Source organism: Bacillus sp. 9.4 (assembly GCF_055486415.1).
In genome coordinates this window covers 587,355-602,398 of record NZ_JBVFMU010000001.1, presented here as the reverse complement: position 1 = coordinate 602,398, position 15,044 = coordinate 587,355, and the positions used below count along the sequence as shown (strand labels likewise).

15 protein-coding genes and 1 other annotated feature are annotated in these 15,044 nt (G+C 42.0%); all 15 genes read left to right on the top strand.

Annotated elements, in window-relative coordinates; genetic code table 11:
* The first annotated feature begins 52 nt into the window (after positions 1–52).
* The 15 genes from pgpH (at position 53) to cccA (ending at position 14,947) form a co-directional block, all read left to right on the top strand.
* Entirely contained in the window at positions 53–2,188 is a 2,136-nt protein-coding gene (gene pgpH / locus ACZ07B_RS03695; protein WP_010886570.1) for a cyclic-di-AMP phosphodiesterase PgpH, read from the top strand.
* Positions 2,189–2,662: an rRNA maturation RNase YbeY gene (ybeY, locus tag ACZ07B_RS03690; protein ID WP_024572410.1), complete on the top strand. Its 474-nt coding sequence runs from the start codon at positions 2,189–2,191 to the stop codon at positions 2,660–2,662.
* Complete coding sequence (locus tag ACZ07B_RS03685; protein ID WP_015384119.1) at positions 2,643–3,014, top strand: diacylglycerol kinase family protein; 372 nt, start codon at positions 2,643–2,645, stop codon at positions 3,012–3,014. The genes ybeY and ACZ07B_RS03685 overlap by 20 nt, the downstream gene beginning before the upstream one ends.
* A 118-nt stretch (positions 3,015–3,132) precedes the next feature.
* Positions 3,133–3,543: a cytidine deaminase gene (locus tag ACZ07B_RS03680; RefSeq protein ID WP_003230049.1), complete on the top strand. Its 411-nt coding sequence runs from the start codon at positions 3,133–3,135 to the stop codon at positions 3,541–3,543.
* Positions 3,524–4,429: a GTPase Era gene (gene era, locus ACZ07B_RS03675; protein WP_217000862.1), complete on the top strand. Its 906-nt coding sequence runs from the start codon at positions 3,524–3,526 to the stop codon at positions 4,427–4,429. The genes ACZ07B_RS03680 and era overlap by 20 nt, the downstream gene beginning before the upstream one ends.
* 147 nt (positions 4,430–4,576) lie before the next feature.
* On the top strand, positions 4,577–4,720 hold the full coding sequence (locus tag ACZ07B_RS03670; protein WP_003230053.1) for a YqzL family protein: 144 nt from the start codon (positions 4,577–4,579) through the stop codon (positions 4,718–4,720).
* Positions 4,721–4,756: 36 nt separating this feature from the next.
* Positions 4,757–5,524 carry a DNA repair protein RecO gene (gene recO, locus ACZ07B_RS03665; RefSeq protein ID WP_160221682.1) on the top strand — a complete coding sequence of 256 codons (768 nt, stop codon included), beginning with the start codon at positions 4,757–4,759 and terminating at the stop codon, positions 5,522–5,524.
* A 39-nt stretch (positions 5,525–5,563) separates the two neighbouring features.
* Positions 5,564–5,739 (top strand) — a binding site (T-box leader).
* A gap of 82 nt (positions 5,740–5,821) precedes the next feature.
* The gene (gene glyQ / locus ACZ07B_RS03660) at positions 5,822–6,709 is read left to right on the top strand and encodes a glycine--tRNA ligase subunit alpha (RefSeq protein ID WP_003226213.1); all 888 of its coding nucleotides are present in this window, start codon (positions 5,822–5,824) and stop codon (positions 6,707–6,709) included.
* Positions 6,702–8,741, top strand: a complete 2,040-nt coding sequence (glyS, locus tag ACZ07B_RS03655; protein ID WP_153256211.1) for a glycine--tRNA ligase subunit beta — start codon at positions 6,702–6,704, stop codon at positions 8,739–8,741. Before glyQ ends, glyS begins: the two co-directional genes overlap by 8 nt.
* A 132-nt stretch (positions 8,742–8,873) precedes the next feature.
* A complete protein-coding gene (gene ccpN, locus ACZ07B_RS03650) occupies positions 8,874–9,512 on the top strand; it encodes a transcriptional regulator CcpN (protein ID WP_003237058.1) in 639 nt (212 codons plus the stop codon).
* A 25-nt stretch (positions 9,513–9,537) separates the two neighbouring features.
* Positions 9,538–10,350: a pyruvate, water dikinase regulatory protein gene (locus ACZ07B_RS03645; RefSeq protein WP_464876906.1), complete on the top strand. Its 813-nt coding sequence runs from the start codon at positions 9,538–9,540 to the stop codon at positions 10,348–10,350.
* A 253-nt stretch (positions 10,351–10,603) separates the two neighbouring features.
* A complete protein-coding gene (locus tag ACZ07B_RS03640; protein WP_464876905.1) occupies positions 10,604–11,098 on the top strand; it encodes a YaiI/YqxD family protein in 495 nt (164 codons plus the stop codon).
* A gap of 33 nt (positions 11,099–11,131) precedes the next feature.
* Positions 11,132–12,943, top strand: a complete 1,812-nt coding sequence (dnaG, locus tag ACZ07B_RS03635) for a DNA primase (RefSeq protein WP_064671022.1) — start codon at positions 11,132–11,134, stop codon at positions 12,941–12,943.
* Positions 12,944–13,141: 198 nt separating this feature from the next.
* A complete protein-coding gene (rpoD, locus tag ACZ07B_RS03630) occupies positions 13,142–14,257 on the top strand; it encodes an RNA polymerase sigma factor RpoD (RefSeq protein WP_003226225.1) in 1,116 nt (371 codons plus the stop codon).
* 327 nt (positions 14,258–14,584) lie between these two features.
* Positions 14,585–14,947, top strand: a complete 363-nt coding sequence (gene cccA / locus ACZ07B_RS03625) for a cytochrome c550 (RefSeq protein ID WP_003230068.1) — start codon at positions 14,585–14,587, stop codon at positions 14,945–14,947.
* Positions 14,948–15,044 lie beyond the last annotated feature (97 nt).

The following is a 15,044-nucleotide window of genomic DNA, read 5'->3' as shown; positions in this document are numbered from 1 at the left end:
CGGGTCATTTTTATGATTGCTTATTGGCTTGATGTTTCAAGAGGAGGTTCTTGTGTTGAAAAAGAAGGCTAAGACCAAAAGCAGCTCAAAAAAATGGAGCAGTTTTAAAAATGCCCGCTCCATGCATGTACTGCTGTATCTTCTGCTGGCTGCCATTATGTTTGCTTTGCTCTTTGTACATGTTAAGCCGGAAACACTTGATTTAGACCTGTTTTCAGTCAGCGACAAGACCATTTATGCTCCGGCAACCGTGGAAGATCAAAAAGCCACAGAGGAAAAAAAGCAAGCCGCTGAGGACGCGGTTGAGGATCAATATACATTAAAAAAAGAATACACAGATAATCGGATTGACCTTGTGTCATCAATATTCGACAGTATCAGTGAAGTGAAAAAATCATCGGAAGAAGGCAGCAAATCACCATCGGAAAAATCAATGGTCAAATCCGTAAAGGATAAATTGACGTCAGATGTGAATGATTCCATATCCGAGGACTCAATTAAGACATTGCTGAAAGCAGACAGTGAAGACTTTTCTTTTGTCAGAGATACGGTCATTACCGCAGTAAATACGGTCATGAGCAGTGAAATCCCTTCGGATAAACTATCTGATGCAAAGGATAAGGTAGAAAAAGAGCTAAAGAGCAATTCTATTCCGTCTAAATACTTGGGAGCTGCGACAGAAATCGGGCGTTTTGCTATTATTCCGAATTACGTCTTTGATCCGAAAGCAACAGAGGCAAAACGGCAGGAAGCTTCAGACAATGTCCAGCAGGTTCAAATCAAACAGGGGCAAGTGCTTGTGGAAGAAAATGACCTCATTGATCGGGAAGTGTACAGGAAACTTGAGCTGACTGGGTTATTAAATAACTCAAATCTCTTTAAACCGATCAGCGGGCTATTGATTATGATCGGACTTTTCATTGCAACACTTGTATATTATTTTGAAAAACAGAAACAAAATCTGAAGTTTAAAAACCAATCCATTCTGTTATTCTCCATAATCACAACACTTTTGCTTGTGATCATGGAGGTTGTCAGTTTGTTTCAGAAGATGGAGTATAATAATATCGGCTATCTGGTCCCCATTGCGGCCGGAGCCATCTTAATCAAACTGCTGATGAATGAACGCATTGCCATTTTGGGAAGTATCATTCTTGCGATTTGCGGAAGTATGATGTTTAATCAGGGTGTGACAGGAACATTCAATTATGTCATAGGGATTTATTATTTGATCAGCGGGATTTCAGGTGTATTATTTTTAGGAAAGCACAATGCCAGATCAAAGATTTTGCAGACCGGGCTTTTCGTAGCGTTTATTAATATGGTTGTCGTTCTTTCTTTATTATTGATCCAAAACACTGCACTGTCGGGTCTTGAAATAGGAACATTAATGCTCATGGGGGTTGTGTCGGGGTTTGCTTCATCTGTATTAATCATCGGCCTGATGCCGTTTTTTGAGACGGGCTTTGGCATTTTATCCACCATGAGACTGCTCGAGCTGTCTAATCCTAACCATCCGCTATTGCGCAAAATACTGACAGAAACACCAGGTACATATCATCACAGTGTAATGGTTGCCAATTTATCAGAGGCAGCCTGTGAAGCGGTTGGGGCTAATGGTTTGCTTGCAAGAGTCGGCGCATATTATCACGATCTCGGAAAAACAAAGCGACCGCAATATTTTATTGAAAACCAAATGAATATTGACAATCCGCATGATAAGCTGTCACCTCAGTTGAGTAAAAATATTATTATCTCGCATACGACAGACGGTGCGAATATGCTGAGAAGCTATAAATTTCCGAAAGAGCTTGTCGATATTGCTGAGCAGCATCATGGAACCTCGCTTTTAAAGTTTTTTTACTATAAAGCGAAGGAAAAAGGCGACCAGATTACAGAGGAAGAGTTCCGTTATCCGGGGCCGAAGCCGCAGTCAAAGGAAGCCGCAATTATATCAGTGGCCGACAGTGTTGAAGCGGCCGTCAGATCCATGCATAATCCAAATCCTGAACGAATTGAAAAGCTTGTCCGGGGTATTATATCCGATAAGCTTCAGGACGGACAGTTCAGTGAATGCGATTTGACATTTAAAGAGCTGGATACAATCGCAAAAACGCTCTGTGCAACATTAAAAGGAATTTTCCACTCCCGGATTGAATATCCGGAGGCTACTAAGAAGGTGAAATAGATGAGTTTACTGATTGATATCGTTGATGAAACAGGAAGCGTCTCAGAAGAGATGCTCAAAGAAGTAGAAAATCTGCTTCAATTTGCCGCTGAGCGTGAAGGCGTTCAGGATCAGGCTGAAGTTTCTGTCACGATTGTTTCCAATGATGACATACATCAGATTAACAAAGAATACCGGGGAAAGGATGCTCCGACAGATGTCATCTCATTTGCTCTTGAAGAAGAGGGAGAAGGCGAGGTCGAAATCGTGGGCGCCGAAATGCCTCCGGTTTTAGGTGATATTATCATCAGTGCCGATCGCACAAGAGAGCAGGCAGAGGAGTATAATCATTCTTTTAAAAGAGAGCTCGGATTTCTAGCTGTACACGGATTTCTGCACCTTTTAGGATATGACCATATGACGAAAGAGGAAGAAGAGGAGATGTTTACTAAGCAAAAGGAATTGCTGGACGCTTATGGACTCAAAAGATCATAGAAATGAGCTGAAGCGATTCTTCAAAAGCTTCGTGCATGCAGGCCGGGGCATCTGGGAAACAGCGCGGACGGAGCGGAATTTCCAATTTCATGCCGCAGCCGCCTGCGCTGTTCTCATTTGCGGCTTCCTTGTAGAGCTCAGCATGATTGAGTGGATGATTATATTCCTTTTGATAGGCGGTATGTTTTCGCTTGAGCTTTTAAATACAGCCATTGAACATACGGTTGATTTAATAACTGACAAACATCACCCTCTTGCTAAAGCGGCCAAGGACGCTGCCGCCGGGGCTGTTTGCGTTTTTGCCGTGATTTCGTGTATCATTGGTTTACTTATTTTTTTGCCAAAGCTGTAATGGCTGAAAATTCTTACATTTATTTTACATTTTTAGAAATGGGCGTGAAAAAAAGCGCGCGATTATGTAAAATATAAAGTGATAGCGGTACCATTATAGGTAAGAGAGGAATGTACACATGAACAGACAAGAATTAATAACAGAAGCTTTAAAAGCGCGTGATATGGCATATGCGCCGTATTCCAAATTCCAAGTAGGAGCCGCTCTTCTTACCAAGGATGGAAAAGTGTACAGAGGCTGCAACATTGAGAACGCGGCATACAGCATGTGCAATTGCGCCGAGCGTACCGCTTTATTTAAAGCTGTTTCTGAAGGGGATACAGAGTTTCAGATGCTGGCCGTTGCGGCTGACACCCCTGGACCGGTATCTCCGTGCGGAGCCTGCCGCCAGGTGATTTCTGAGCTTTGCACAAAAGACGTTATTGTCGTACTAACTAATTTACAAGGACAAATAAAAGAAATGACTGTGGAAGAATTATTGCCAGGCGCATTTTCATCGGAGGATTTACATGACGAACGAAAGCTTTAAATCAGGATTTGTATCCATTATTGGAAGACCAAACGTAGGAAAATCTACATTTTTGAACAGAGTCATTGGACAAAAAATCGCGATCATGAGCGATAAGCCCCAAACGACGAGAAACAAGGTGCAAGGAGTACTGACGACAGGCACATCACAAACCATTTTTATTGACACACCAGGGATTCATAAACCTAAGCATAAGCTTGGGGACTTTATGATGAAAGTGGCGCAAAATACATTAAAAGAAGTCGATTTGATCTTGTTTATGATCAATGCTGAGGAAGGCTACGGGAAGGGCGACGAATTCATCATTGAGAAATTGGAGAAGATGTCTACGCCTGTATTCTTAATCGTAAACAAAATTGATAAAATTCATCCCGACCAATTGCTCCTGCTAATTGACGAATACCGCGGACGTTATCCTTTTAAGGAAATTGTTCCGATTTCTGCTTTAGAAGGAAATAACATCGAAACATTGCTTGCTCAGGTTGAAGCGTATTTGCCGGAAGGGCCGCAATTCTATCCGAGTGACCAGGTAACTGACCACCCTGAACGATTTATCATTTCTGAATTAATCAGGGAAAAGGTGCTGCATTTGACGAGAGAAGAAATCCCGCACAGCATTGCGGTGGCCATCGAATCCATCAAAGGGCAGGACAACGGTTCTGTGCACGTAGCGGCAACGATTGTGGTCGAGCGGGATTCCCAGAAAGGCATCGTGATCGGTAAAAAAGGAAGCCTTCTAAAAGAGGTTGGAAAAAGAGCGAGAGCGGATATTGAAGCACTGTTGGGCTCCCGTGTCTACCTTGAATTGTGGGTGAAAGTGCAGAAAGACTGGCGTAATAAAATGTCCCAGCTTCGCGATTTTGGCTTTAAAGAGGACGAATATTAATCTCTTGCTGTGTGTGTCATTATCTCACAGGAACAGGGATACATTAGCAAATTTTGTTTAACATGAAATGGAGGACATCTGGTCAAGATAAAGGTAAGAATTTGGAGTTTAGGTAAGCTAGTTTAACTACAGAAAGGTGGGTTTCTTGTGTTGAATTTTACCTGGAACGTATTTTCTCAAACAGGAAATGTTGATACGTATCTTCTTTTTAAAGAACTGGAAAAAGAGAACATGGAAAGACCCGAAGAACTAGAAGATGAGCTAGCCCGATTTGATTATCCAATTTTATAAACCTCTTGGCCGCTCCTGCTTGAGGAAGGTGCGGAAATGCTGACAAAATGTGAAGGAATCGTTCTTCGCACAAATGATTACGGAGAGACGAATAAAATCGTAACTTTACTGACAAGAGAACACGGAAAAATAGGTGTTATGGCACGAGGCGCCAAAAAAACCAACAGCCGTTTATCAGCAGTCAGCCAGCCCTTTTTGTATGGTTCTTTCTTAATGCAAAAAACATCGGGCCTCGGAACGCTTCAGCAGGGGGAAATGATCCTCAGCATGAGAGGCATCAGGGAAGACTTGTTTTTAACAGCATATGCTGCCTATATTGCTGAGTTAGTCGACAGAGGCACAGAAGAAAAAAAGTCAAATCCTTATTTATTTGAATTCATATTAGAATCATTAAAACAGCTGAATGAAGGAACAGATCCGGATGTTATCACCTTCATTGTTCAAATGAAGATGCTCGGTGTCATGGGCCTGTATCCTGAGCTAAATCATTGTGTACATTGTAAAAGCCAAGACGGAACCTTTCATTTTTCTGTTCGTGATAATGGTTTTATATGCCACCGCTGTTTTGAAAAAGATCCTTACAGGATACCGATTAAACCGCAAACGGCAAGGCTGTTAAGACTCTTCTACTATTTTGATCTGTCGAGACTCGGCAATGTGTCCTTAAAAGAGGAAACAAAAGCTGAATTAAAGCAAGTGATTGATTTATATTACGAAGAATATTCGGGATTGTATTTAAAATCAAAGCGCTTTTTAGATCAAATGGAAAGCATGAAACATCTTATGGGTGAAAACAAAAGTTGACATTTGGTCCATCTTTTTATATGATCATTTATTATAAAATATGTTGCAGTGAGAGAAAGAAGTACTTGCGTTTACCTCATGAAAGCGACCTTAGGGCGGTGTAAGCTAAGGATGAGCACGCAACGAAAGGCATTCTTGAGCAATTTTAAAAAAAGAGGCTGGGATTTTGTTCTCAGCAACTAGGGTGGAACCGCGGGAGAACTCTCGTCCCTATGTTTGCGGCTGGCAAGCATAGAGACGGGAGTTTTTTGGTTGCTGCCGCAGTCAACTTATGAAAGAAAAGTGGAGGTGCTTGAAATGAATATTCAAGACATGATTCTAACCTTGCAAAAGCATTGGTCCAGTCAGGGCTGTGTGCTTATGCAGGCTTACGATGTAGAAAAAGGAGCCGGCACGATGAGCCCGTATACATTTTTGCGCAGTATCGGCCCTGAGCCGTGGAAAGTGGCTTATGTAGAGCCTTCCAGACGTCCTGCAGACGGCCGCTACGGGGAGAACCCGAACAGACTGTATCAGCATCATCAGTTCCAGGTCATTATTAAACCGTCTCCTGATAACATTCAAGAACTGTATTTAGATTCCTTGCGTGCTCTTGGAATTGATCCGCTTGAGCACGATATTCGCTTTGTTGAAGACAACTGGGAGAATCCGTCTTTAGGCTGCGCGGGTCTAGGCTGGGAAGTTTGGCTTGACGGAATGGAGATAACACAATTTACGTATTTCCAGCAGGTCGGGGGATTAGAGTGTAAACCCGTTTCTGTAGAGATTACGTATGGAATTGAACGTCTCGCGTCTTATATCCAAGATAAAGAAAATGTGTTTGACTTGGAATGGACGTCAGGGTTTACAGTAAAAGATTTATTCATGATGGCTGAATATGAACATTCCGTTTATACGTTTGAAACATCAGACGTCGATATGCTGTTCCAATTGTTCAGCACATATGAAAAAGAAGCGATCAAGCAAATGGATAACGGACTTGTTCATCCAGCATATGACTATGTACTGAAATGCTCGCACACCTTCAATCTGCTTGACGCCAAAGGTGCGATCTCTGTTACCGAGCGGACGGGCTATATCGCAAGAGTGCGGAATTTAGCTAGAAAAGTAGCAAAAACCTATTATGAGGAACGAGAAAAACTAGGGTTCCCAATGCTTAAGGGGGAGGGTTCTTCTCATGAGTAAACAGGATTTACTTTTAGAGATCGGATTAGAGGAAATGCCGGCGCGCTTTTTGAATGAAAGCATGGTTCAGCTTGGCGGCAAGCTGACAGGCTGGCTTAAAGAAAAAAATATTACTCACGGTGAAGTGAAACTTTTCAATACACCGAGACGTCTTGCTGTATTCGTTAAGGATGTCGCAGAAAAGCAGGATGATATAAAAGAAGAAGCAAAAGGGCCTGCGAAAAAAATTGCCCTTGATGCGGACGGGAACTGGACAAAAGCGGCAATCGGCTTTTCAAAAGGCCAAGGCGCGAATGTGGAAGACCTGTATATCAAAGAAGTAAAAGGCATAGAGTATGTATTCGTGCAAAAATTCCAAGCCGGCCAAGAAACGAAGTCGCTTCTGCCAGAATTGAGCGGTTTAATTACAAGCTTGCATTTCCCGAAAAACATGCGCTGGGGAAATGAAGATTTGCGTTATATCCGACCGATCAAATGGATTGTCGCATTATTTGGACAGGATGTCATTCCATTTTCGATCACAAACGTTGAGTCTGGACGGACAACACAGGGACACCGTTTCCTCGGACATGAAGTGTCAATTGAATCACCTTCAGCTTATGAAGAGCAGCTGAAAGAACAGCATGTTATTGCTGATCCTAGCGTCCGAAAGCAAATGATTCAATCTCAGCTGGAAACAATGGCTGCTGAAAACAATTGGAGCATTCCAGTTGACGAAGACCTTCTTGATGAAGTGAATCATTTAGTAGAATACCCGACAGCTCTTTACGGTTCATTTGAATCCGAGTTTCTGTCAATTCCTGAAGAAGTGCTTGTCACGACAATGAAAGAGCATCAGCGCTACTTCCCTGTCAAAGACAAAAACGGTGACCTGCTGCCTCACTTTATCACAGTCCGAAACGGCAACAGCCACGCGATTGAAAATGTGGCCCGAGGCAATGAAAAAGTGCTGCGCGCACGTTTATCTGATGCGTCATTCTTCTACAAGGAAGATCAGAAACTAAACATTGATGCAAATGTGAAGAAGCTTGAAAATATCGTTTTCCATGAAGAGCTTGGTTCTCTTGCTGATAAGGTTAGAAGAGTCACATCAATCGCAGAGAAACTTGCCGTTCGTCTTCAGGCTGATGAAGATACATTAAAACATGTGAAGCGGGCTGCTGAAATTTCTAAATTCGACCTTGTGACGCATATGATATATGAATTCCCTGAACTTCAAGGAATTATGGGCGAAAAGTATGCGAGAATGCTTGGCGAAGATGAAGCTGTGGCGGCGGCAGTCAATGAACATTATATGCCTAGATCAGCGGGCGGAGAAACGCCTTCTACTTTCACCGGAGCTGTTGTAGCAATGGCGGATAAGCTTGACACAATCGCTTCATTCTTCTCTATCGGCGTAATTCCAACCGGTTCCCAGGACCCTTACGGACTGCGCCGCCAAGCAAGCGGTATTGTTGCGATTCTTCTTGACCGCAACTGGGGAATTTCATTTGAAGAGCTGCTTACTTTCGTACAAACCGATAAAGAAAATGAACTGCTGGATTTCTTCACTCAGCGCTTGAAATATGTCTTGAATGCTGAACAAATCAGACATGATGTCATTGACGCCGTGCTGGAAAGCTCTGAGCTTGAGCCGTACTCTGCGCTGCATAAAGCACAAGTACTGGAGCAAAAGCTTGGTGCACCTGGCTTTAAGGAAACAGCCGAAGCGTTAGGCCGAGTGATCTCTATCAGCAAAAAAGGAGTCCGCGGAGACATTCAGCCTGATCTGTTTGAAAATGAATACGAAGCAAAACTGTTTGATGCCTACCAAACAGCGAAGCAAAATCTGCAGGAAAACTTCAGCAAAAAAGATTATGAGGCGGCGCTTGCTTCACTTGCAGCCTTAAAAGAACCGATCGATGCTTACTTCGATCATACAATGGTTATAGCGGATAATGAGGCATTAAAGGCAAATCGTTTAGCGCAAATGGTAAGCTTGGCGGATGAGATCAAGTCCTTTGCGAATATGAATGCCCTTATTGTAAAATAAAGAGAGAAAAGGCGGTTGCTGTGTGATCGGTAATCGTCTTTTCCCCATTTATAAGTTTTTTGTTTGATTACAAGATATTTACGTTATAATATGGATTATTATTTCTTTACATAGCTATGAAGTGAAAAGGTGGTGAGTACGATCGAACTAAATAAACGGCAAGAACATATTTTGCAGATTGTAAAAGAAAACGGGCCGATTACAGGGGAGCATATTGCAGAAAAGCTGAACCTCACCAGGGCGACATTGCGCCCGGATTTAGCCATACTCACCATGTCAGGATTCCTCGAGGCGCGCCCGAGAGTCGGTTATTTCTATACGGGAAAAACCGGCACGCAGCTTTTGGCGGATAAACTCAAAAAGCTTCAGGTGAAAGACTTTCAATCTATCCCCGTAGTGATTCACGAAAACGTTTCTGTGTACGATGCGATTTGCACCATGTTTTTAGAAGATGTAGGTACTCTGTTTGTGGTGGACCGCGATGCTGTTTTAGTCGGGGTGCTTTCCCGAAAAGACTTGCTCAGAGCGAGCATTGGCCAGCAGGAGCTTACATCGGTCCCTGTTCACATCATCATGACAAGGATGCCGAACATTACGGTGTGCAGACGCGAGGATTATGTGATGGACATTGCAAAGCACTTAATAGAAAAACAAATTGATGCACTGCCTGTCATCAAAGACACCGATAAAGGCTTTGAAGTGATCGGCAGAGTGACAAAAACAAATATGACAAAAATACTTGTCAGTTTATCTGAAAATGAAATCCTATAAGATTGCAAACTAACGGGGGGATAATATGAATAACCGCATCATCTATGTTGTATCGGATTCCGTCGGTGAAACGGCTGAATTGGTAGTAAAAGCAGCACTCAGCCAATTTAACGGATCGGCGGATGATACTCATGTAAGAAGAATTCCTTATGTTGAAGATATAGGCACTATCAATGAAGTGATTTCACTTGCAAAGGCAGACGGCGGCATTATCTGTTTTACACTCGTGGTGCCGGAAATCAGAGAATATTTGATAGCCGCAGCGGAAAAAGCAAATGTTTTATATTATGATATTATCGGCCCGTTGATTGATAAAATGGAAACAGCCTACGGTTTAACAGCGAAATACGAACCGGGGCGGGTGCGCCAGCTTGATGAAGATTATTTCAAAAAAGTGGAGGCCATCGAGTTTGCAGTTAAATACGATGATGGACGTGATCCAAGAGGGATTTTAAAAGCTGATATCGTTTTGATCGGCGTTTCAAGAACGTCTAAAACACCGCTGTCTCAATATCTCGCACACAAACGCCTGAAGGTTGCCAATGTTCCGATTGTACCGGAGGTTGATCCGCCGGAAGAACTCTTTAACGTTGATCCGAAAAAATGCATCGGTTTAAAGATTAGCCCTGATAAACTGAATCATATCAGAAAAGAACGTTTAAAATCACTCGGGCTTAATGATAAAGCGATTTATGCAAATATCAACAGAATCAAAGAGGAACTCGAGTATTTCGAAAAGATTGTGGATCGGATCGGCTGCCAGGTTGTTGATGTTTCAAATAAAGCGGTTGAGGAAACAGCAAATATTATCCATCATCTCAAAACAAAAAACATATAACTCAGGACGCTCTATCCTGGGTTTTTGGCTGTGCCAAAAGGGAATAATGAAAAACAATAGCATCTTTGTGAAGTTTGTATTATAATAAAAAATTGTGATAAAATGATTAATTTTAGGTTTAAGGATCGTGTGATACGAATAAACTATTATGGGTAAGATGTCAAGAATTTCTCCCGGAAATTTTTCGACAAATTCATATACATCCACAATAATAAAGGATGTGCGATTTTGCTTGCTTTTATGCAGGAGTTTAATGGAGGGATGGAGAATTACTCTTCTTAATGAACAAGAAAAGACGATTTTTGTCGATGCTGATGCTTGTCCGGTAAAAGATGAAATTTTACAAACAGCATCCGAGTGTGAAGTTCAAGTTCTTTTTGTCGCTTCATTTGAACATTATCAGCTTTCCAGAAGCAATGAAGAAAAATGGAAGTATGTTGATCCTCATAAAGAAGCTGCTGATTTATATATCGCAAATCACGTGAAACCGGGAGATATTGTTGTGACGCAGGACATCGGATTAGCATCTCTGCTGTTGAACAGAAATGTCTCTGTTATGTCGGAAAGAGGTCGTCTTTACAAAGAAGACACGATTGATTTTGCTCTAGAGGGCCGTCATTTTTCCGGCAAACAAAGAAGAAAAGGCGTATATGCCAAAGGGCCTAAAAAATTGAATAAAGAAGATCGAGAACGATTTATTGCACTGCTGCAAAAAATCCTGTCGAACGATGAAGGGATTTTGCACTAAAGCATCGAATAATGTACGACGGAGTGTTATAAGATGGGAAATCGGATACCAGATGAAATTGTGGATCAGGTGCAAAAGTCGGCAGATATCGTTGAAGTCATAGGTGATTATGTTCAATTAAAGAAGCAAGGCCGAAACTACTTTGGACTCTGTCCTTTTCATGGAGAAAGCACACCTTCGTTTTCCGTATCGCCCGACAAACAGATTTTTCATTGCTTTGGCTGCGGAGCGGGCGGCAATGTTTTCTCTTTTTTAAGGCAGATGGAAGGCTACTCATTTGCCGAGTCGGTTTCTCACCTTGCTGACAAATACCAAATTGATTTTCCAGATGATATAACAGTCCATTCCGGAGCCCGGCCAGAGTCTTCTGGAGAACAAAAAATGGCTGAGGCACATGAGCTCCTGAAGAAATTTTACCATCATTTGTTAATAAATACAAAAGAAGGTCAAGAGGCGCTGGATTATCTGCTTTCTAGGGGCTTTACGAAAGAGCTGATTGATGAATTTCAGATTGGCTATGCTCTTGATTCTTGGGACTTTATCACGAAATTCCTTGTAAAGAGGGGATTTAGTGAGGCACAAATGGAAAAAGCGGGTCTCCTGATCAGACGCGAAGACGGAAGCGGATATTTCGACCGCTTCAGAAACCGTGTCATGTTTCCGATCCATGATCATCACGGGGCTGTTGTTGCTTTCTCAGGCAGGGCTCTTGGCAGCCAGCAGCCTAAGTATATGAACAGTCCTGAAACCCCGCTCTTTCATAAAAGTAAACTGCTTTACAATTTTTATAAGGCCCGCCTTCATATCAGAAAGCAGGAAAGAGCAGTCTTATTTGAAGGGTTTGCTGATGTCATATCGGCCGTAAGCTCGGGTGTAAAAGAAAGCATAGCCACGATGGGAACATCGCTTACAGATGATCATGTCAAGATCCTGAGAAGAAACGTCGAAGAAATCATTCTTTGCTATGACTCTGATAAAGCCGGTTATGAAGCCACCTTAAAAGCTTCGGAGCTTCTGCAAAAAAAAGGCTGCAAAGTCAGAGTTGCAATGATTCCTGACGGATTGGACCCTGATGATTACATCAAAAAATTCGGCGGGGAAAAATTTAAAAACGACATTATTGACGCCAGTGTCACCGTAATGGCGTTCAAAATGCAATATTTCCGAAAAGGAAAGAACCTGTCCGATGAAGGCGACCGACTAGCTTACATTAAAGACGTACTGAAAGAAATCAGCACGCTTTCAGGGTCTCTAGAGCAGGAAGTCTATGTAAAGCAGCTTGCTTCAGAGTTTTCGCTTTCACAGGAGTCTTTAACTGAGCAGCTGTCTGTTTTCAGCAAGCAAAACAAACCTGCTGACAATAGCGGTGAAACAAAAACGCGGCGAGCGCATCTGACGACAAAAGCAAGGCAAAAACGTTTGCGTCCGGCGTATGAAAATGCAGAAAGGCTGTTACTCGCTCACATGCTTCGAGATCGGAGCGTCATCAAAAAAGTGATTGACCGGGTAGGGTTTCAATTTAATATTGATGAGCACCGGGCATTAGCTGCCTATCTTTATGCTTTTTATGAAGAGGGAGCCGAGCTGACGCCTCAGCATCTGATGGCCAGGGTGACGGATGATCATATAAGCCAGCTCTTGTCTGATATATTAATGCTTCAGGTTAGTCAAGAGCTTAGCGAAGCCGAGTTATCAGATTATGTAAAAAAAGTGTTGAATCAAAGAAATTGGTCAATGATAAAAGAAAAAGAGGCGGAAAGAGCCGAAGCCGAAAGGCAAAAAGATTTTTTAAGAGCTGCTTCTCTGGCTCAAGAAATCGTTACATTGAACCGATCTTTAAAATAACTGGAGAACTGATGAGGAGCATTTATTGGCAATGATTCCTTGCGGAGGAGCAAATAGATCGCTTAACCTCATCATGAATTGTCATTTCATTATTCGCACATTGTTAAAGGCAGTTCACATAGAAAACGCCTGAATGGACCGAATAAGAATCATACCGCTTATAGAATTCGTTGCAAGCTTTGGAAGGAGGGATCCATAATGGCTGATAAACAAACCCACGAGACAGAATTAACATTCGACCAAGTAAAAGAGCAATTAACAGAGTCTGGTAAAAAACGTGGCGTTTTGACATATGAAGAAATTGCTGAGCGTATGTCCAGCTTTGAAATTGAATCAGACCAAATGGATGAGTATTATGAATTTTTAGGTGAACAAGGTGTTGAATTAATTAGTGAGAATGAAGAAACAGAAGATCCTAATATTCAGCAGCTTGCCAAAGCCGAAGAAGAATTTGACCTTAATGACCTAAGTGTACCGCCTGGCGTTAAAATCAATGACCCAGTTCGTATGTATTTAAAGGAAATCGGTCGGGTTAACCTTCTTTCTGCAAAAGAAGAAATCGCCTACGCTCAAAAGATTGAAGAAGGTGACGAAGAATCTAAACGCAGATTGGCTGAAGCGAACCTGCGGCTTGTTGTCAGTATCGCAAAACGGTATGTCGGACGCGGTATGCTGTTCCTTGATCTGATCCAGGAAGGAAACATGGGCCTGATGAAAGCCGTTGAAAAATTTGATTATCGCAAAGGTTATAAATTCAGTACGTATGCTACGTGGTGGATCAGACAGGCGATTACACGCGCCATTGCCGATCAGGCGAGAACGATCCGGATTCCCGTTCATATGGTTGAAACCATTAATAAATTAATCCGTGTGCAGCGTCAATTACTGCAAGACTTAGGCAGAGAACCAACACCTGAAGAAATTGCGGAAGATATGGATTTAACGCCTGAAAAAGTACGCGAAATCTTAAAGATTGCTCAAGAGCCGGTATCGCTGGAAACACCGATCGGTGAAGAGGATGACTCGCACCTTGGTGATTTCATTGAAGACCAAGAAGCAACTTCACCTTCTGACCACGCCGCATACGAGCTATTGAAAGAGCAGCTGGAAGATGTGCTTGATACGTTAACTGATCGTGAAGAAAATGTATTGCGTCTTCGATTCGGTCTTGATGACGGCCGTACAAGAACATTAGAAGAGGTCGGCAAAGTATTTGGAGTAACGAGAGAGCGTATTCGACAAATCGAAGCCAAAGCGTTGCGGAAACTAAGACATCCTAGCAGAAGTAAACGTTTGAAAGATTTCCTCGAATAAGATGGAACGGGTCTTGATGATCCGTTCTTCTTTTTTAAAAAGATATATGGATAATATGCCTTTATTTTACTGAAAAATGATGTCATTTGCAAATGAACATTGTGATGAAAAATTTCAAAATCTAATTCCATATTTTCTATTGTAAGCGTATACAATACATTATACAATAGAATAAAAAGGATATTAGAGATTTAGGCATGTTTCAATTCAATTTTGTATAAAGTGTGAATAAAAAACTTTTGTATAGCAATCCATTTACTTTTTGTAAAAATAAGTTAGAATTAGAAGTGTTTACATAGGGGGAAGGATCAAAAAGGGGGAAGGGAAATGAAATGGAACCCGCTTATTCCATTTTTGCTGATCGCTGTTTTAGGAATTGGTCTAACTTTCTTTTTATCAGTAAAAGGACTTGATGACTCTCGGGAGATTGCAAGCGGAGGAGAAAGCAAATCTGCTGAAAAGAAAGATGCAAACGCTTCACCAGAAGAAATTTACAAGGCAAACTGCATCGCATGCCACGGTGAAAATTATGAAGGTGTTTCGGGTCCTAGCTTAAAAGGTGTAGGGGATAAGAAAGATGTCGCTGAAATTAAAACAAAGATCGAAAAAGGCGGTAATGGAATGCCTTCCGGTCTTGTTCCGGCCGATAAGCTGGATGATATGGCAGAGTGGGTGTCAAAAATTAAATAAAAGAACCATTTTTCTCTTTATACATTCACAGGCCGCCGAGATGTTCTCGACAGCCTTTTATTTTTGACTGCCGCGTGCAGACCCGCATCAAAAGAAA

What these genes read in the sequence shown, in the direction of transcription:
- ybeY (WP_024572410.1), top strand. Translation starts at nt 2,189, where the DNA reads ATGAGTTTACTGATTGATATCGTTGATGAAACAGGAAGCGTCTCAGAA.
- ACZ07B_RS03685 (WP_015384119.1), top strand. Translation starts at nt 2,643, where the DNA reads ATGGACTCAAAAGATCATAGAAATGAGCTGAAGCGATTCTTCAAAAGC.
- ACZ07B_RS03680 (WP_003230049.1), top strand. Translation starts at nt 3,133, where the DNA reads ATGAACAGACAAGAATTAATAACAGAAGCTTTAAAAGCGCGTGATATG.
- era (WP_217000862.1), top strand. Translation starts at nt 3,524, where the DNA reads ATGACGAACGAAAGCTTTAAATCAGGATTTGTATCCATTATTGGAAGA.
- recO (WP_160221682.1), top strand. Translation starts at nt 4,757, where the DNA reads ATGCTGACAAAATGTGAAGGAATCGTTCTTCGCACAAATGATTACGGA.
- glyQ (WP_003226213.1), top strand. Translation starts at nt 5,822, where the DNA reads ATGAATATTCAAGACATGATTCTAACCTTGCAAAAGCATTGGTCCAGT.
- glyS (WP_153256211.1), top strand. Translation starts at nt 6,702, where the DNA reads ATGAGTAAACAGGATTTACTTTTAGAGATCGGATTAGAGGAAATGCCG.
- ACZ07B_RS03645 (WP_464876906.1), top strand. Translation starts at nt 9,538, where the DNA reads ATGAATAACCGCATCATCTATGTTGTATCGGATTCCGTCGGTGAAACG.
- ACZ07B_RS03640 (WP_464876905.1), top strand. Translation starts at nt 10,604, where the DNA reads ATGGAGGGATGGAGAATTACTCTTCTTAATGAACAAGAAAAGACGATT.
- dnaG (WP_064671022.1), top strand. Translation starts at nt 11,132, where the DNA reads ATGGGAAATCGGATACCAGATGAAATTGTGGATCAGGTGCAAAAGTCG.
- rpoD (WP_003226225.1), top strand. Translation starts at nt 13,142, where the DNA reads ATGGCTGATAAACAAACCCACGAGACAGAATTAACATTCGACCAAGTA.
- cccA (WP_003230068.1), top strand. Translation starts at nt 14,585, where the DNA reads ATGAAATGGAACCCGCTTATTCCATTTTTGCTGATCGCTGTTTTAGGA.